The following is an 18,026-nucleotide window of genomic DNA, read 5'->3' on the forward strand; positions in this document are numbered from 1 at the left end:
CTGCGGCGCGGCCGCCCGGCTCAGGTCTCGGGACCTTGCCGCTCGGCTTGTTCGTGTTGTTCGTGCGCGATGAGCTCGTTGAGCCAGCGCACCTCCCGCTCGCTGGTCTCCAGGCCCAGCCGGTGCAGCTCGCGGGTGTAGCGATCGATCCTCTCCTCGGTCCTGGCCAGCGCGGCGCGCAAACCTTCGCGGCGCTCTTCGACGCGCCGCCGCCGGCCTTCGAGGATCCGCATCCGCACGTCGGCCGGGGTCCGCGAGAAGAAGGCCAGGTGCACGCCGAACCCCTCGTCGTCCCAGGTCTGCGGCCCGGCGTCGCCGAGCAGCTCACTGAAGCGCTCCTTGCCCTCCGCGGTGAGCTTGTAGACCCGCTTGCCTCGCCTCGACCACGCTCGGTCGTCGGCTTCGTCGAGCTCTTCGACCAGGTACCCGGCCCGCAGCAGCCGCCGCAGGGTCGGGTACAGCGAGCCGTACGAGAACGTCCGGAGCGTGCCGAGCGTGTCGTGCAGCCGCTTGCGCAGCACGTACCCGTGCATGGGCGCTTCGTGCAGAAGACCCAGGATCGCGAACTCCAGCACACCGCACCCCCTTCCGGGAACAAACCTCGGCGATCCGCGTTGCTCCGAATGATCGCCTCGGTTCAACCTACCCAGCCACTATATCGCCCCGATACATCGAAGTGGCGAAGCCAACAGGCGAGATCAGCAGATCGTGGGCGAAAGTCACCGGAGAGTTATCGAACGTCCGGCGTGTCCCCACCGGTCGCGAGAGAGGTCACGCTAGGGGGCGTGGACCACACAGGAAGAGCCCGTACTCTGTCCTGGTGATTAACCAGCGGCAGGTCGTGGACTTCGCCTTGCAGCGCCGTGCGCTGCTGGCCGAAGTCCGCTCCGGGCGCGTCGGCAGCCACGAGGCCTGCGACGCGAGCCCGTACCTGCTGCGGGCGGCGAAGTTCCACGGCCGGGCCGGTGACCAGCCCTGCCCGATCTGCCGCCAGGAACCGTTGACCCTGGTGTCCTGGGTCTACGGTGACGAACTCAAGCACGTCGCGGGCTCGGCGAGGACCCCCGAAGAGCTGGCCAGGATGGCCGGCTCGTTCGCCGAGTTCACCGTGTACGACGTCGAGGTGTGCCGGGCGTGCCACTGGAACCACCTGGTCCGGTCGTACGTCCTCGGCACGGGGGAGCCGGCCGACGGTCCGCGAAGGACCGCGGGCCGGTGAGCTGCATCACTACCGCTGAAGAGCGCAGAACGGCGCACTACCGGGCGCCGGTCTGGGAGGCCCATTCGTGAACGACGATCGCAACCGCTCCTGGCCCGGCCAGGAGCCAGATGCACCTCGCCGTGCCCAGTCAGGCCCGTGGCCGGGGGAAGACCCCGGACCGGCCTGGCCCGGCGAAGAAGCCCCCCGGCGACCCCAGCGCGGCACGCCGCCGCGCGGTGTCCCCAGCGGCCGTGGCGCCGCGCCCGAGTGGCCGGCCGGCGACGAAGGCGGTCCCCAGTGGCCCGCCGACGAACCCGCGCGCCGTCCGCAGCGACCCCGGCAGCAGGGCATGCCGGCGCGCCGGCCGGTCCCGCCGCCGCCCGGCCAGCGGCCGCAGCAGGGTCCGCCCGGGTCGCCGCCGCAGGGCTTCCGCCAGCCACCGCCCGGCCGCCGTCCGGTGCCGCCGCCCGGGCGCGAGCCGGACCTGATCACCCACCACGCGCACAACGGCACCGACGACATCGGCCGCGACCCGTACGACGACGGCTACGAAGACGCCGCCTTCAACGAGTACGCGGACGACGTCGAGCCCCAGGAAGAGCTCGACGAAAAGGGCAAGAGGGTCCTGACGCCGGCGCAGAAGAAGAAGCGCCGCTGGAAGATCATCCGCCGGTGCGCGTACGTCTTCTTCGGGTTGTTCGTCGTGGTGCCCGCGATCGCGTTCGTCATCACCTACTTCCTGGTCGACGTGCCGACGCCGGAGAGCATCAAGGCGCTGCAGAGCCAGCCGATCACCTATTTCGACGCCAACGGCCAGCAGCTGGGCCGCGAGCTGCCCCCGGGCGGCGACCGCCAGCTGCTGAAGCCGGGCGAGGTGCCCGAGGTCGTCAAGCACGCCGTCTACTCGGCGGAGGACGCGACGTTCGAGACCAACTCGGGCTTCGACGTCACCGGCATCCTGCGCGCGGTCTTCAACCAGGTGACCGGCGGCCAGGGTGGTGGTTCGACGATCTCCCAGCAGTACATCAAGCAGGCGACGCAGAACGACCAGCAGACGCTGACCCGCAAGTGGACCGAGCTGGCGAAGTCGTTCAAGATGAACAACCAGCAGTCCAAGGAAGAGATCATCACTTCCTACCTGAACATCGTCTACTTCGGACGCGGGGCGAACGGCATTCAGGCGGCCGCCAAGGCCTACTTCAACAAGGACGCCAAGGACCTCAACGCCTCCGAGGCCTCCCTGCTGGCCGGCCTGATCCAGGGCCCCGGCCGCTCGGAAAACGAGGCGTACGCCCAGAAGCGGTGGGCGTACGTGATGGACCAGATGGTCGCCAACAAGTGGCTGCGCGCGGACGAACGCGCCGGCTTCCAGTACCCGACCCCGATCCCGAAGAACTCCAACAAGGAGCAGGACTCGGGGAAGATGACCTACCAGCTCCAGCAGCGGATCAAGGACGAGCTGGCGGCCAAGGGCTACGACGAGAACAAGCTGTTCTCGACCGGCGCCAAGATCTACACCACGATCGACCCGGCGGCCCAGGCCGCGGCGGAGCAGGCGTCCCAGGAAGGCATGAAGGGCCAGACGGACGAGAACCTGCTGAACGCGCTGGTCGCGGTCAACCCGAAAACGGGCGGGGTGATCGCCTACTACGGCGGTCCGGAGCTGGTGAAGGACGCCAGCGGCAAGGACCAGATCGCCCAGGACCGCGCCAACCAGGCCCGCAACCCGGGTTCGTCGGTGAAGGCGTTCGACCTCACGGCGTTCCTGAAGATGGGCAAGGGCCTCGGCGAGACGTTCGACGGCTCGAACAACCGGTCGCTGGGCGGGCGTGTCGTCCGGAACGCGGGTGACAGCGCCAGCTGCGGAAAGGACTGCACCGTCGCGAAGGCGATGGAGATCTCGGCGAACACCGTGTTCTACGACATGGTCCTGAACGTGACGAAGCCGTCGCGGGTCGCGGAAGCGGCGAAGGAAGCCGGGGTCAAGGTCGCGCCGGACGGCAAGAGCGTCCTCTACACCGACGACAACAACATCTCGCTCGGTGGTGGTGGCACGGCCGTGACGCCGGAGGACATGGCGGCGGCGTACGCGTCGTTCGCCAGCGGCGGTGTCTACCACGAGCAGCACTTCGTCGGGAAGTTGACGAACGGGCAGGACGAGGTGGAGTTCGACGAGAACAACATCAAGACCAACCCGGCGTTCGCCGACGACGCGTCGAAGAGCCAGCAGATCGCGGGCAACGTCACCGAGGCGCTGCAGCCGGTCATCGCGCACTCGAACCTGAAGTGCCCCACCGGCCACGAGTGCGCCGGCAAGACCGGTACGCAGCAGTACACGGCGAAGGACAGCGACCCGGCCGCGTACAAGGACCGCAACGCGCAGACGTGGATGGTGGGTTACACGCCGTCCGTGTCGGCCGCGGTCTGGGTCGGCGGTGACGGCAACAAGCCGCTGCACGACCCGAAGAACAAGCCGATCTTCGGTGCCACCGTCGCCGGTCCGACGTGGGAAAACTTCATGAAGCTCTACCTCAAGGGCAAACCGGCGGAGAAGTTCGACAAGGTGCAGGCGATCGGCAAGGACGTCAACGACGTGACGACCACGCAGTCGAAGCCGCCGGACACGCCGACCACCACGACGCCGCCGCCGAGCACCCCGGAGACGACCACCAGCACCGAGCCGACGGACACCGAGACGAACACGTCGACCACGAAGACGAGCCGGACGCGACCCGGCCCGCCGGGAACTCCCGATCCCGGGATCGGCAACACGTTCGGCAACGGAGGTGGTGGCGGGATCGCTGCCCCACCGGGCGCAGGCCCGGGATAGCCGACGTTCAGGGCCCTCCGCGATCGCGGAGGGCCCTGAACCGTTTCCGGGGTGATCATCCGGCAACCCACGGGGTTCACGCGCGTCCCTTCCAACAGGGGTGGCGACCATTGCCGCCCACACTGACTGGAGGACTGCCCCGTGCCCGACGATCGATCCCGCTCCTGGCCCGGCCAGGGTCCTGATCCGCGCCGTCAGGGGCCGTCCGGACCACAGGGACCCCGCGGCCAGGGCCCGCGCCGCCCGCCGACGCCGCCCGGGGGCCGGCCGCAGCAGCAACCCCCGGCGCAGCCGCAGCAGCCGTGGCAGCAGCCGCGCGGCTACCGGCCCGAGCCGCCGCCGATGAGCGGCGGGCCCGAGCTGATGACGCACCACGCGTACGAGGAGCAGGACGCCTACGACGACGTCGAGCCGGACGGCGACGGCAAGCCGGTCCTCACCCCGGAACAACGCAAGAAGCGGCGCTGGAAGATCATCCGGCGCGTCGGCTACGGCGTCGTCGGGGTGTTCGTCGTGCTCCCGGCGATCGCGTTCGTCATCACGTACTTCCTGGTCGACGTCCCGTCGCCGACGGAGGTCGCGCAGAACCAGAGCCAGGCGGTGACGTACTTCTACGCCGACAACTCGCCGATGGGCAAGGACGTGCCGCGCGGCGGCAACCGGGTGCTGCTCAGCCCGGACCAGATCCCCGACATCATGAAGCACGCGGCGATCGCGACCGAGGACGACTCGTTCGAGACGAACTCCGGCTTCGACGTCGGCGGCCTGCTGCGCGCGGTGTTCAACAACGCCACCGGCGGTACCGGCGGTGGTTCGACGATTTCGCAGCAGTACATCAAGAAGGCCACCGACAACGACGCCCCGACGTTGACGCGCAAGTGGACCGAGCTGGCCAAGTCCTTCAAGATGAACCAGACGTACGAGAAGAAGGACATCATCACCGCGTACCTGAACATCATCTACTTCGGGCGCGGGGCGTACGGGGTGGGCGCGGCGTCACAGGCTTTCTTCCACAAGGACGCGAAGGACCTGACCTACTCGGAAGCGGCGCTGCTCGCCGGCCTGATCCAGCAGCCGGGCCGGTCGGAGAACGACAAGGTCGCGCACGACCGCTGGACCACGGCGCTCGACCGGATGCTGAAGAACAACTACATCAGCGCGGCCGAGCGCCAGTCGGCGCAGTTCCCGACGCCGATCCCGCTCGAGGACAGCAAGCAGCAGGCCGGCGCGCCGCCCGCGTTCGTCGTGCAGCAGGTGAAGGACGAGCTCGCCGCGCACGACATCCCGGAGGACCGCTACTACTCCGGCGGCTTCCAGGTGCACACGACGATCGACCCGAAGGCGCAGCAGGCCGCGGAACAGGCGGCCACCGAAGCGATGAAGGGCCAGGTCGACGACCAGCTGCTCAACGCGCTCGTCGCGGTCGACCCGAAGACCGGCGGTGTGCTCGCCTACTACGGCGGCAAGCCGATCATCCAGGTCAACGGGCAGGACCAGGCCGGACGCGACTGGGCGGACACCCCGCAGAACCCGGGTTCGTCGATGAAGGCGTTCGACCTCACGGCGTTCCTCAAGATGGGCAAGGGCCTCGACTCGACGTTCGACGGCTCCAACAACCGGACGTTCGACGGCCGCGTCGTCCGCAACGCCGGCCCGGGCAGCAGCTGCTCGACGCAGTGCACCGTCTCCGAGGCGATGATGCGTTCGGCGAACACGGTGTTCTACGACATGGTCCTCAACGACACCAAGCAGGGCCCGGTCAAGCAGGCCGCGCAGGAGGCCGGCGTCACGACCAAGGACGACGGCGGCCAGTCGATCATTTCGACCAAGGACAACAACATCTCGCTCGGCGGTGGCGAAACGCAGATCACGCCGGTCGACATGGCCTCCGCGTACGCGACCTTCGCGGCCAACGGCGAGCAGCGCGCGCGGCACTTCGTGACGAAGGTCGTCAACGGGCAGGACGAAGTCGCGTACGAAGCGCCGACCGACGCCAAGCCCGCGTTCGACAGCGACTCGGACAAGAGCCGGCAGATCGCCGGGAACGTCACCGAAGCGCTGAAGCCGGTCATCGACTTCTCGCACCTGAAGTGCCCGGCCGGCCACGAGTGCGCCGGCAAGACCGGGACGCAGCAGCACACGAAGACCGCGGGTGAGCCGTCGTGGGCGGCGAACGCGAACTCGCAGACGTGGATGGTCGGCTACACGCCGTCCGTCTCGGTGGCGGCCTGGGTCGGCGGCGACGGCAACAAGCCGCTGCACGGCAAGAACAACTCGCCGATCTACGGCTCGACGATCGCCGGCCCGATGTGGCAGAAGTTCATGTCGCTCTACCTGGCGGGCAAGCCGGGCGAGAAGTTCGACAAGGTGGACCGCATCGGCGGCGAGGTCGCCCCGCCGCCGTCGTCGGACGTCGCGACGACGACCGACGCGACGCCCACGGGCGAGAACCCCGACCAGGGCGGCGACCAGGGCGACAACGGCGGGAACGACGGCGACGACCACGGCCACGACGGCGACCAGTCGTCGTCGCAGGAGAGCACGCCGAAGCACACGAAGCCGACGTCGTCGAAGGAGACGCCGACCTCGGGGGACGATCCGGGCCGCTGACGGCCTGAACCACGGTGGGCCGCGGTACGTGTGCCCTCCGAGAGGACTGCGTCCGCAGCCCACCGTGGAGGCCGGCCCGTGACCAACGACCGAACCCGCACTTCGCGCGGTCGCGCTCCCGATCCCCGTCAACGTCCCCGGCGGCCGGGCGCCCGGCCGCTGCCCCGCGCCGGGCTGCAGGGCAGCGAACCGGAGCTGATCACCCACCACGTCCACAACGGCACCGAGCCGGACGACCCGCCGACGGTGCCGATCCTGCTGCCCCGCCCGGGTCAGCCGCCGCGGCGGCCCCGGCCGAGCACCGAGCAGGACGTGCGGAAACGGCGCTGGCGGCGGATCCGGCGGATCGGGTACGTGGCGGCGGGGCTGTTCGTCGTCGTACCCGGGATCGCGTTCGCGATCACCTACCTCGCCGTCGACGTCCCGTCACCGGAGACCGTCGCGCAGGCGCAGGGCCAGGCCGTGACGTACCTCTACCGCGACGGCACCGAGATGGGCAAGGACGTGCCCACCGGCGGCAACCGGCAGATCCTGGCGGCGAACCAGATCCCGGACGTCGTCAAGAAAGCCGTGATCGCGACCGAGGACGCGTCGTTCGAGACGAACTCGGGCTTCGACGTCGGCGGCATCCTGCGGGCGGCGTACAACCAGGTCACCGGCGGGTCCGGTGGTGGTTCGACGATTTCCCAGCAGTACATCAAGAACGCGTCCGGCGACGACGACCCGACGCTCACGCGCAAGTGGACCGAGCTCGCGAAGTCGTTCAAGATGAACCAGACCTACGAGAAGGCGGACATCATCACCGCCTACCTCAACATCATCTACTTCGGCCGCGGCGCGTACGGCATCCAGGCCGCCGCGCAGGCCTACTTCGGCCAGGACGTCGGCCAGCTCGACTACTCGCAGGCCGCGTTGCTGGCCGGGCTGATCCAGCAGCCGGGCCGCTCGGAGAACACCGCCGTCGCCACGGCCCGCTGGACGACGGCGCTGGACCGGATGCTCAAGAACGGTTACCTGACACCGGCCCAGCGCGCCGCGGCGAAGTTCCCGGCCCCGATCCCGCTGGTGGAGAGCAAGCAGGCCGGCGCGCTGAACCCGTTCGTCAAGAAGCAGGTCAAGGCCGAGCTGGCGGCGCAGGGGATCAGCGAGCAGGAGTACTACCGCGGCGGGTTCCAGGTGTTCACCACGATCGACTCGCAGGCGCAGCAGTCGGCCGAGCAGGCCGTGACCGAGCAGATGGCCGAGCAGACCGACACCCAGATCCTCGACGCGCTGGTCGCCGTCGACCCGAAGACCGGCGGCGTGCTCGCCTACTACGGCGGCGATCCGGTGGTGAAGGGCCCGAACGGCGAAGACCAGGCCGGCCGCGACTGGGCCGACGAGGCGCACAACCCCGGGTCGTCGATGAAGCCGTTCGACCTGGCCGCGTTCCTCAAGCTCGGCCGCGGTCTCGACGCGCGGTTCGACGGCACCTCACCGCGGACGTTCCCCGGCGTCGACCTGCCGATCCGCAACGCGGGTGACAGCAGCAGCTGTTCCGACGAGTGCACGGTCGCGGAGGCGATGCAGCGGTCCACGAACACGGTGTTCTACGACATGGTGCTGAACGTGACGAAGCCGTCCGGGGTGGCGGAAGCCGCGCAGGAAGCGGGTGTCCGCACGAAGGACAACGGCGGCCGCAGCGCGTTGTTCACCGGTGACAACAACATCTCGATCGGCGGCGGCGCGACGCAGGTGACGCCGGCGGACATGGCCTCGGGCTACGCGACGTTCGCGGCGGGCGGCGTCCAGCGTCAGCGTCACTTCGTGCAGAAGGTGACCAACGCGAACGGCGAAACGGCGTACGAGGCCCAGGACCGGTCCACGGACGCGTTCGCCGACAACGACGCGGCCAAGAGCGCGCAGATCGCGGGCAACGTGACGGCGGCGCTGGCGCCGGTCATCCAGTTCTCGCACCTGACCTGCCCGGCCGGCCACGAGTGCGCGGGCAAGACCGGCACCCAGCAGCACACCCCGCAGAACGACGAACCGGCGTCGGCCGCCAACGCGAACGCCCAGACGTGGATGGTCGGCTACACGCCGTCGGTCTCGGCGGCGGTCTGGGTGGGCAGCGACGGCGACAAGGCGCTGCACGGCCCGGGTGGCGCGCCGCTGTTCGGGTCGACGCTGGCGGGCCCGATCTGGGACCGCTTCATGCAGCTGTACCTGCAGGGCAAACCGGCCGAACGCTTCGACCGCGTGGCGGCGATCAGCTCGCCGGTGGACCAGCAGCAGGTGGAAGTCCAGTTGCCCCCGCCGCCGCAACAGCAGCAGCAACAGCAGCCGCGCGACCAGCGGAACCAGGCCCAGCCCGGCGACCGGCAGCAACAGCAGGACCAGCTCCGCCAGTTCCAGCAACGGCTTCAGGAGCTGCAGGACCGCCAGCGCAACCGCAACGGCGGCGGCAACAACGGCAACGCCACGGGGAACAACACGACCGGGAACAACGGGAACGGCAACGGGGGCAACGACTCCGGCCAGAGCGGCGACCCGGATCCGGGCGGCTGACCCGCGTTTCACAAAGAGAAGGCCGTGACCTCGGAGCTGGGGGACACCGAGGTCACGGCCGGTCTGGGGTCAGAGCTCGACGACGATCCCTTCGACGCCGGAGCGGTGCGCCGCCTCGATCACGCGCAGGGCCGCGACCGACGACTCCGGGTCGACCGGGAACTCGCCTTCGCCGCGCAGGGCGTCGCGCACCTGGGCGTAGAACTGCTCGTAGCGACCGGTTTCGGTGGGCACGGTCTTGACGTCGTTGCCGACGCCGATCTTGCCCGCGTCCGCCGCCGGTTCCACGCCCCAGCCGTCGTCGCCGGGGCGCATGCCCGTCTTGATCTGGGGTTCCTGGACGTCGAGGCCGTACTTGGTGAACGTCGCCTGGTCGCCGAGCACGCGGAACCGCGGGTTCTGGGTGCCCGCGAGCGCCGACGCCCACAGCTGCGACCGGACGCCGTTGGCGTGGTGCAGCGCGACGAAGACGTCGTCGTCGACCTGGACGCCTGCCCGACGGCGGTCGACCTCCGCGTAGACCCGGGTGACCGGGCCGAACAGCTGCAGCGCCTGGTCGACGATGTGCGCGCCGAGGTCGTAGAGCAGCCCGCCCGCCTCGGCCGGGTCCCCGAACTCGCGCCAGTTGTCCTTCGGCTTGGGCACCCAGCGGTCGTAGCGGGACTCGAAGCGGAACACCTCGCCGAGGCGGCCCGAGTCGAGGACCTGCCGCACGGTGAGGAAGTCGGAGTCGAGGCGGCGGTTCTGGAAGACGGTGAGCCCGACGCCCGCCGCCTTCGCCGCGGCGACGACCTGCTCGGCCTCGGCCGCGGTCGGCGCGAACGGCTTGTCGACGACCACCGGCACGCCGGCCGCGATGGCCCGCAGCGCGAGCGGGACGTGCGTGCGGTTCGGTGTGCTGACCACGATCAGGTCGAGCTCGCCCGCGCGCTCGAACAGCGCGTCGGCGTCCGGGACGATCTCCGCGCCGGGGTTGTCGGTGCGCGCCTGGACGGCGTTGCTCGACGTCGTGATCACCGCGGGGGTCAGTCCGGGCGTCGCCGCCACCAGCGGTGCGTGGAAGACGCGTCCCCCGATGCCGTAGCCGAGGATGCCCACCCGCAAGTCGTCAACCATGGCGCCCATTAAACAACAGTGTTGCGAAATTGACCAGGCATGCGAGGATCTAGACCATGGCGGCCACCGGGCGGAACCTGCGCAACGTGCGCGAGCACAACCGCGCCCTCCTGCTCACGCACATCCTGCGGGCCGGTGGCCTCAGCCGGGTCGAGCTCGCCGAACGCACCGGCCTCACCCAGCAGGCCGTGTCCAAGATCGTGCCCGAACTGCTCGACGCCGGCCTCCTGGACGAAGAGCGGCAGCCGTCCGCGGGCGTCGGCAAGCCCCGCACGCAGCTGACCGTCCGCTCCGGCGCCCGCCACGCGCTCGGCGCGCGCCTCGACCGCGACGAGTACCGCGTCCTGCGGACCAACCTCATCGGCGAGGTCGAGGAGACGGCGGGCGGTCCGCTCCCGGTCGGGTTCACCCCCGACCAGGCCGTCGAAGCCATCGGGACCACCGCGCTCGAACTCGCGGACGGCTTCGGAGTGCTCGGCCTCGGCCTGGGCGCGGTCGGCCCGCTGGACCACCTCGCCGGCCTGGTCCGCGACGCGACGAGCATGCCCGGCTGGCACGACGTGCCGCTGCGTGACCTGCTCGAGAAGCGCACCGGGCTGCCGGTGGTGCTGGACAAGGACACCAACGCCGCCGCGTTCGCCCAGCTGTGGCCGCACGGCGAGCCGACGGCGACGGCGGTCGTGCTGGTCGGTACCGGCATCGGCGTCGGCCTGCTGATCGACGGGCACCTCTACCGCGGCCCGCGGACCAACGCGGGTGAGTTCGGGCACACCACGATCGCCTACGACGGCCCCCGCTGCGCCTGCGGGCGGCGCGGCTGCGTCGAGATCATGGCCAAGCAGGCCCCCGGCACGCGGGCCGCCGCCGGTTTCCTCGGGATCGGCCTCGCCGACCTCGTCCAGGTGCTCGATCTGGAACGGATCGTGCTGGCCGGACGCGCGGTGCGGGACGAACCGGGCACTTACCGTGACGCCGTTTCGGAGCGGCTCGAGGAGCTGCTGCCGCTGCCGCACTGGCAGCGCATCGAGGTCGTCGAGGACTCCTTCGGCGAGGAGATCGTCACGCGTGGCGCGGCCGCCGAGGTCCTGGCCTCGTACTACGCGAATCCGGCATGATCGTCGCCTTCACTTCGCCATCGGGCGATCACCGATAACATCCCGGTCGTGCCAGAGGAGACCACGCGCGAGCCGGACCCCGGCCCCGTGACGCTGAGCAGGGCGGATCGGGTCGTCCCGAGCTGGAACGACCCACTCGCGGCGGCGGTCACCAGACCCGTCGGCGGGCCGCTGGGCGAGCACGCCGCGGTCGGCAGGCACTGGTTCTGGTCCCCGCAGCGCGTCGGGCTGCTGCTGGCGACGCTGGCCCTGATGCTCTGCTGGTTCGGCAAGGGCTCCTGCATCCAGCAGTACCAGGACTCCAGCGGCGCCACCCAGCTCGACTGGCGCGCGGGCCGCCCGTTCGTCGCGATGTGTTACTCCGACATCGTGCCGCTCTACAGCTCCGAGCGGCTCGACCGGCCGAGCACCTTCCCGTACTACACGTCGTGGAAGGAGAGCTCGCAGACCGCGGAGAACGACACCCGGTACATGGAGTACCCGGTGTTCACCGGGCTCTTCCAGTGGGTGAACGCGAAGCTCGCGGCGGGCTGGCTCAACATCGCCGAGACCGGCTGGCTGCCCGGCGCGTTGCCCGTGGCGATCTACTTCGACATTTCCGCGTTCTTCCTGTCGATGGCCTGGCTGGTCACCGTCTGGGCCACCGGCCGGACGATGAAACGCCGGCCGTGGGACATGGTGCTCGTGGCGGCGTCACCGCTGGTCCTGGTGCACGCGTTCACCAACTTCGACGCGATCGCGACCGCGTTCACGGCCACCGGCCTGCTCGCCTGGTCCCGGAAACGGCCGCTGCTCGCCGGGCTCCTGCTCGGCCTGGGCGCGACGGCGAAGCTCTACCCGCTGCTCCTGCTCGGCGTGCTGTTCGTGCTCTGCCTGCGCGCGGGGAAGCTGACGCCGTTCTGGCGCACCGCCGCGGCCGCCGTCGTGACGTGGGTGGCGGTGAACGCGCCGTTCATCCTCACCGCGACCCGCGGCTGGTGGGAGTTCTTCCGGCTGAACACCCTGCGGCCGATGGACCCGGACTCGCTCTACAACGTCTTCTCGTACACGACCGGCTGGGCCGGGTTCGACGGCGTGCTGCAGAAGAACCAGCCGCCGACCTACCTCAACTGGACGATCGCCGTGCTGTTCCTGGCCTGCTGCGCGGGCATCGCGTACGTGGCGCTGGCGGCGCCGCGACGGCCGCGGCTGGGGCAGCTTGCGTTCCTCGTCGTGGCCGCGTTCCTGCTGACCAACAAGGTGTGGAGCCCGCAGTACTCGCTGTGGCTGGTGCCGCTGGCCGTGCTGGCCATCCCGCGCTGGCGGCTGCTGCTCGGCTGGATGCTGATCGACGCGCTGGTGTGGGTGCCGCGGATGTTCTACTACCTCGGCGTCGACCACAAGGGCCTGCCCGAAGGCTTCTTCCTGGGCACGGTCGTGCTCCGCGACCTGGCCGTCGTCGGCCTGTGCGTGCTGGTGGTCCGCGAGATCTACCGCCCGGCGACCGACCTGGTCCGGATCGCCGGCGACGACGACCCGGCAGGCGGCTTCCTCGACGGCGCCCGGGACGTGATCATCCCGAACGCCACCCGGCGCCGCCGGCGAGCCGTGGCCGTCTAACCCAGCTGTTCCTTCAGGTACGCGATGTCGGCGGCCTGGCCGTCGGCCGGCGTTTCGACGATCACCGGGGCGCCGGCTTCGCGGGCGACCGCGACCAGGGCCTCGGGGTCGATCGTGCCCTCACCCTCGACGACGTTCGCGTGCCGGTCCCGCGTCGAGCCGAACTCGTCGCGGGAGTTGTTGAGGTGCACCAGGTCGATCCGGCCGGTGATGGCCTTGACCTTCCCGACGGCGATCGCGAGGTCCCAGCCGGCGGCGTAGGCGTGGCAGGTGTCCAGGCAGAACCCGGCGCCGAACTCGCCGACCTTGTCCCACAGCCGGGCGATGACGTCGAGGTCGCGGGTGATCGCGTTCTCGCCGCCGGCGGTGTTCTCGATCAGGATCGGGACCTTGAAGCCGCCCTTCTCCTGCTCGCGCTCGAAGAGCTTGCGCCAGTTGTCGAGCCCGGCCTCGACGTCGTCGTTGGCGCCGACGTGCCCGCCGTGCACGATCAGGCCCTTCGCGCCGACCGCGGCGGCCCCGTCCGCGTGCTGCGTGACGTTCTTGCGGGACGGGATCCGGATCTTGTTGTTCAGCGACGCCACGTTGATGAGGTACGGCGAGTGGATGAACACCTCGACCGGGTCGGCCAGGATGGCCTCGCCGTGCGGGTGCGGCTTCGGGGCTTTCCAGCCCTGGGGGTCGGAGAGGAAGAACTGGACGACGTCGGCTTTGCGGTCGGCGACCGCGGTCAACGGGTCGTCGTCACGGACATGGGCGCCAATCAGCATGCCGAGCACGCTACTCCCGGATGAACTTCGGCCTGCGGACCCGGATGGTGACGCTCGTGGAGTACCGTGAGCGCGTTCCGTGATCCAGATTGGTCCGACTGCCGGAGGGCATCGATGGGGAAGCACGTCGCCCGGATCACCGCACTGGGGTTCACGCTCGCCGCTTCCGCCGCCCTCGCGGCACCAAGCGTGGCAAGCGCCGCTTCCAGTCCGACCCTCGGCGGCGACTGCGCGGCCACCCTCCAGAACGGCCAGGCCCGCAGCGGCCCGAACGGCCTGCTGCTGGACGCGGGTGCGCCCCTCAACTCCCCGGACCGGCTGACCGTCGGCCTCGACTCGAGCGCGAAGAACACGAACGGCTCGGCGCCCCTGCTGACCCTCCCGGTCGGCGACACCGTGCGGGCGCTCGGCCTCGGTGACGTGCCGGTGGTCGGCGACGTCGCCGCGAAGGCCGTCTGCCCCGTCGCGCAGGGCACGGTCAACGCCGTCGGGAACACGACACAGAGCATCCTGCAAGACGTCGGCGCGCCGCAGCTGCCCGTGCCGCCCGGAACACCGCCGCCGACGACGCCGCCCCAGCAGCCGCCCCCGCCGACGACGCCGCCGGGCCAGACGCCTCCCGGGCAGACCCCGCCCGGCGACAGCCTCGGCCCGGTGCTCACCGGTGCCGGTGGCGCGGGCCTGCCGGGTGACGCGATCTCGGGCGTCTTCACCAACGCCGCGCTGCTGCCCGGCAGCCTGGTGCAGGTGCCGGTGATCGCCCAGATCATCCCGGGCGCGCAGGTCCCGACGGTCGACGAGCAGAAGTCCGGCTCCGCGGTGGCGCTCCCCGGCGTCACGCCGCCGGCGAAACTGCCGATGCTGCTCGCGGTGCTGGCCCTCGCGATCGTCGCGGCGGCCCTCGTCCGAGCCTGGATCCGTCGCCGCCCCGCGTGAGATTCACCCACCGTAACGCCCGCTTCCACTCGAATGCCGGACATTCCTGAGCGAGCGGGCGTTACTCGTCTGCCTTAACGTCGTTGTCCTGGGCAGAGGGCACGAGACAAGGGCGGCGAGCATGGAGAACCGGGCACGCAGAGCAACGGCGGTCGGTGCGACGGCGTTCGTCCTCGCAGGCTCGGCTGTGCTGGGCGTGCCGGGCACCGCCTCGGCGGACACCGTCAAAGCCAACTGTGGCGACACGGTCACCGTGAAGCCCGGCGATTTGATTTCCACCCCGCTGGGCATCAAATCCGTCACCGACATCCTCGGCGGCCTGCTCGGCAGCCTTTGCAAGATCACAGTCAAAGTCGTGGATACGGTCGTGGCCCCGGTGCCGGTTATCGGTGCTCCCGCCGCGAGCGCGGTGAACGGCGCCGTCGCCGGCACCACCAACGGCATCAGCAAAGCGACCGGCGATGTCGGCAAGGCTCTTAGCGGTGGCGGTCAGCCGGCGCCCGGCCAGTCGCCCGGCACCGGTGGCAACCCGCAGCAGCCGCCCGCCCAGGGTGGGACCGGGGGTGCGCCGCAGGGCGGGACCCCGCAGGGCACCACCCCGATCCCGGACGCCAACAGCCCGCTCCTGCCCGGCTTCGCGACGAGCCCGGTGTTCGGTGGCTTCCCGTTCTCCGTCGGCACCGGCTACGCGCCGATGCGCGACTACGGCGGCATCCCGTTCGCGACGGCCGGGTTGTTCACGCCGTCGCCGGCGATCCGGTACGGCAGCCAGATCCCGGGTTACGCCCCGCAGTACGGCCTCACCGGACCGAACGACGCGGCCGCCGGCAACTCCGGGATCCAGACCGCAGGACAGGCCGAAGCGCTACCGTCCGCACAGGACGGTTTCACGAACGGGTCGAACCTGCCCCTGCTGATCGCCGTTCTGGCACTCTCCGGAGTCAGCGCGGGCCTGGTCCGCACCTGGGTGCTCCGCCGGATGGCCGCTGCCAATTGAGCCGACTGCCGAGTATCTTTCACGTATCCCCGTCGTTGAGCCTGGTACACCTGGTGTTGCTGTTGCCCAGGACGACGCCCCGATAGACCTCCGGAGGTCAGTGCTCGTGCGGAAGATCCCCACCTGGCAGACGACCCGCCGCGCACTGACCGTCACCGCCATCGCCACCTTCGTCACCGGGGGCGCCTTCCTGTCCGCGGGCACCGCCTCCGCCAGCCAGCAGGTTGTGAGCAACAGCTGCACGGGCACGGTCTCCGGGCAGATGAGCGATCAGGTCGCGATCACCGGAGCATCCGTCAAAACACTGGTCACGAACGGTGCCAACAACGCCGGCACGCTCGCGGTAGGCGCTTGGGCCGGTGACTCGATCGCCGGTATCCAAGCCATTCCCGTGGGTCAGGTGCCGAACTCGGCCGGCGGCGCGGCCACCGGCGCAGCGATCGGCAAGGCAGTGCGCACGGCGCTGGCCAACTCCCACTCGCTGGGTCTCGGCTTGGACTGGAACAAGACGCTGAACAGCGTCGAAAGCACGGTCGCCAAGAGCTGCAACCTCACCCTGCTCGCCGCCAACTACGTCGCGCCGAGCACCCCGGGCGGCCAGCCCGGTGCCGGCGGGACCGGTGCGCAGCCGGGTGGCGGGACCGCGACCAGCCCCGGCGGCGGCTCGACCGGCAACCTCTCGAACCTGAACCCGGGCACCGCGGGCGGCAGTGGCGGCACCGCGCCGATGCGCGACTACAGCGGCCTCCCCACCGCGACCCCGGGCACCGCCGTCGCGCCGGGGGTGCGTTACCCGGCCAACGGCACGCTGCCCGGTGACGCCTCCGCGCCGCAGGTCGGCACCGGCGACCAGGCCGGCCAGGGCGCCGACATCCGCGACGCCGGCAACGCGCAGTCGATGTCCTCGCCCGTCGGCCCGGACGACGTCCAGCTGCCGATGCTGCTCGCGGTGATCGTGCTCGCGGGCGTCACCGCGGCGCTCGTGCGGACCTGGGTCCTGCGCCGGGCCGCCTGAGCCCCAGCCGACCCCGCCGTCCGGTCCGATCGGCACCCCCAGGTAGCCTTACCTGGACAAACCCTCCTGCTACGGACAGTCCGTGGCCGCGAGCCCATAGGAGGTGAGTGGTTGTGTCACGCCATTACGAGGTAATGGTCATCCTGGACCCCACGCTCGACGAGCGCACTGTCGCTCCGACGCTGGACACCTTCCTCAACGTGATCCGCACTTCGGGCGGAAGCGTCGAGAAGGTCGACGTCTGGGGCCGGCGCCGGCTCTCGTACGAGATCAAGAAGCACGCCGAGGGCATCTACGCCCTGCTGGACCTGAACTCGTCCTCGGACGCGGTGAAGGAGCTGGACCGCCAGCTGTCGCTTCAGGAGACCGTGCTCCGCACCAAGGTCATGCGTCGCGAGATCAAGCGCGCCGCCGCGGCCAAGCCGCCCGTCGTCGCCGCCAAGGCCTGAGCCGAAGGGTATTCCCGATGGCTGGAGACACCGTCATCACGGTGATCGGCAACCTGACGTCCGACCCGGAACTGCGTTTCACCCCGTCCGGTGCGGCGGTCGCGAACTTCACCGTCGCGTCCACGCCCCGCACGCTCGACAAGCAGTCGGGCGAGTGGAAGGACGGCGAGGCGCTGTTCCTGCGCTGCAACATCTGGCGGCAGGCGGCGGAGAACGTCGCCGAGTCGCTGACGCGCGGCGCTCGCGTCGTCGTCCAGGGCCGGCTGAAGCAGCGGTCGTTCGAGACGAAGGAAGGCGAGAAGCGCACCGTCGTCGAGCTCGAGGTCGACGAGATCGGCCCCTCGCTGCGCTACGCCACGGCCAAGGTCAACAAGGTCAGCCGCGGTGGCGGCGGCGGTGGTGACTTCGGCGGCGGCGGTGGCGGCGGCGGCGGAAACCGCGGTGGCGGCGGTGGCGGCGGAATGCCGGCCGACGACCCGTGGGGCTCCGCCCCGGCCGCGAGCAGCGGTGGCGGTGGCGGTGGCTTCTCCGACGAGCCTCCCTTCTGATCTCGTACACATCCACAAGAGTTGAATTCCAGGAGTAACCAGTGGCCAAGCCACCCATTCGCAAGCCCAAGAAGAAGGTCTGCGTGTTCTGCAAGGCCGAGAAAAAGGGCCGTCCGGAACTGATCGACTACAAGGACACCAACCTGCTGCGGAAGTACATCTCCGACCGCGGCAAGATCCGTGCCCGTCGCGTCACCGGCAACTGCAGCCAGCACCAGCGTGACATCGCCATCGCGGTCAAGAACTCCCGCGAAATGGCGCTGCTGCCCTACACCTCGACCGCGCGCTAAGGA

General features: G+C 70.2%; 15 protein-coding genes. 12 read left to right on the forward strand and 3 right to left on the reverse strand.

Annotated elements, in window-relative coordinates; all coding sequences use genetic code 11:
• Nucleotides 1–20 precede the first annotated feature (20 nt).
• A complete protein-coding gene (locus tag MUY22_RS11885; protein ID WP_247059539.1) occupies nt 21–575 on the reverse strand; it encodes a PadR family transcriptional regulator in 555 nt (184 codons plus the stop codon).
• A gap of 245 nt (nt 576–820) precedes the next feature.
• On the opposite strand from MUY22_RS11885, the gene MUY22_RS11890 reads away from it, so the two are divergent.
• The 4 genes from MUY22_RS11890 to MUY22_RS11905 all read left to right on the forward strand — a co-directional run bounded on the left by MUY22_RS11890 (nt 821) and on the right by MUY22_RS11905 (nt 9,188).
• Nucleotides 821–1,219, forward strand: coding sequence for a DUF5318 domain-containing protein (locus MUY22_RS11890; protein WP_247059540.1), 399 nt, complete (start codon nt 821–823; stop codon nt 1,217–1,219).
• Between the two features lie 331 nt (nt 1,220–1,550).
• The gene (locus MUY22_RS11895) at nt 1,551–4,031 is read left to right on the forward strand and encodes a transglycosylase domain-containing protein (RefSeq protein WP_247059542.1); all 2,481 of its coding nucleotides are present in this window, start codon (nt 1,551–1,553) and stop codon (nt 4,029–4,031) included.
• 342 nt (nt 4,032–4,373) lie between these two features.
• Nucleotides 4,374–6,641: a transglycosylase domain-containing protein gene (locus tag MUY22_RS11900; protein WP_247063828.1), complete on the forward strand. Its 2,268-nt coding sequence runs from the start codon at nt 4,374–4,376 to the stop codon at nt 6,639–6,641.
• Between the two features lie 78 nt (nt 6,642–6,719).
• Nucleotides 6,720–9,188: a transglycosylase domain-containing protein gene (locus MUY22_RS11905; RefSeq protein ID WP_247059544.1), complete on the forward strand. Its 2,469-nt coding sequence runs from the start codon at nt 6,720–6,722 to the stop codon at nt 9,186–9,188.
• A 69-nt stretch (nt 9,189–9,257) separates the two neighbouring features.
• Here the strand turns inward: MUY22_RS11905 and MUY22_RS11910 are convergent, their stop codons facing one another.
• Nucleotides 9,258–10,304: a Gfo/Idh/MocA family oxidoreductase gene (locus MUY22_RS11910; RefSeq protein ID WP_247059547.1), complete on the reverse strand. Its 1,047-nt coding sequence runs from the start codon at nt 10,302–10,304 to the stop codon at nt 9,258–9,260.
• Nucleotides 10,305–10,360: 56 nt separating this feature from the next.
• Between MUY22_RS11910 and MUY22_RS11915 the strand changes: the two genes are divergently transcribed.
• Nucleotides 10,361–11,419: an ROK family transcriptional regulator gene (locus MUY22_RS11915; RefSeq protein WP_247059549.1), complete on the forward strand. Its 1,059-nt coding sequence runs from the start codon at nt 10,361–10,363 to the stop codon at nt 11,417–11,419.
• A 48-nt stretch (nt 11,420–11,467) separates the two neighbouring features.
• Entirely contained in the window at nt 11,468–13,018 is a 1,551-nt protein-coding gene (locus MUY22_RS11920; RefSeq protein ID WP_247059551.1) for a glycosyltransferase family 87 protein, read from the forward strand.
• Here the strand turns inward: MUY22_RS11920 and MUY22_RS11925 are convergent.
• A complete protein-coding gene (locus MUY22_RS11925; RefSeq protein WP_247059553.1) occupies nt 13,015–13,788 on the reverse strand; it encodes a deoxyribonuclease IV in 774 nt (257 codons plus the stop codon). The two genes, MUY22_RS11920 and MUY22_RS11925, sit on opposite strands and share 4 nt — an antisense overlap.
• Before the next feature lie 114 nt (nt 13,789–13,902).
• Here MUY22_RS11925 and MUY22_RS11930 point away from each other — a divergent pair, with 114 nt between their 5' ends.
• The 6 genes from MUY22_RS11930 to rpsR all read left to right on the forward strand — a co-directional run bounded on the left by MUY22_RS11930 (nt 13,903) and on the right by rpsR (nt 18,023).
• A complete protein-coding gene (locus MUY22_RS11930) occupies nt 13,903–14,724 on the forward strand; it encodes a hypothetical protein (RefSeq protein WP_247059555.1) in 822 nt (273 codons plus the stop codon).
• 121 nt (nt 14,725–14,845) lie between these two features.
• Entirely contained in the window at nt 14,846–15,721 is an 876-nt protein-coding gene (locus MUY22_RS11935; protein WP_247059556.1) for a hypothetical protein, read from the forward strand.
• 100 nt (nt 15,722–15,821) lie between these two features.
• A complete protein-coding gene (locus MUY22_RS11940) occupies nt 15,822–16,736 on the forward strand; it encodes a hypothetical protein (RefSeq protein WP_247059558.1) in 915 nt (304 codons plus the stop codon).
• A 113-nt stretch (nt 16,737–16,849) separates the two neighbouring features.
• Nucleotides 16,850–17,185, forward strand: coding sequence for a 30S ribosomal protein S6 (rpsF, locus tag MUY22_RS11945; protein ID WP_247059559.1), 336 nt, complete (start codon nt 16,850–16,852; stop codon nt 17,183–17,185).
• Between the two features lie 17 nt (nt 17,186–17,202).
• Entirely contained in the window at nt 17,203–17,733 is a 531-nt protein-coding gene (locus MUY22_RS11950) for a single-stranded DNA-binding protein (RefSeq protein WP_247059560.1), read from the forward strand.
• A gap of 41 nt (nt 17,734–17,774) precedes the next feature.
• Nucleotides 17,775–18,023, forward strand: coding sequence for a 30S ribosomal protein S18 (gene rpsR / locus MUY22_RS11955; RefSeq protein WP_003098744.1), 249 nt, complete (start codon nt 17,775–17,777; stop codon nt 18,021–18,023).
• The last annotated feature ends 3 nt before the right edge of the window (nt 18,024–18,026 follow it).

This window comes from Amycolatopsis sp. WQ 127309 (genome assembly GCF_023023025.1).
In the GTDB taxonomy this organism is placed as follows: domain Bacteria; phylum Actinomycetota; class Actinomycetes; order Mycobacteriales; family Pseudonocardiaceae; genus Amycolatopsis.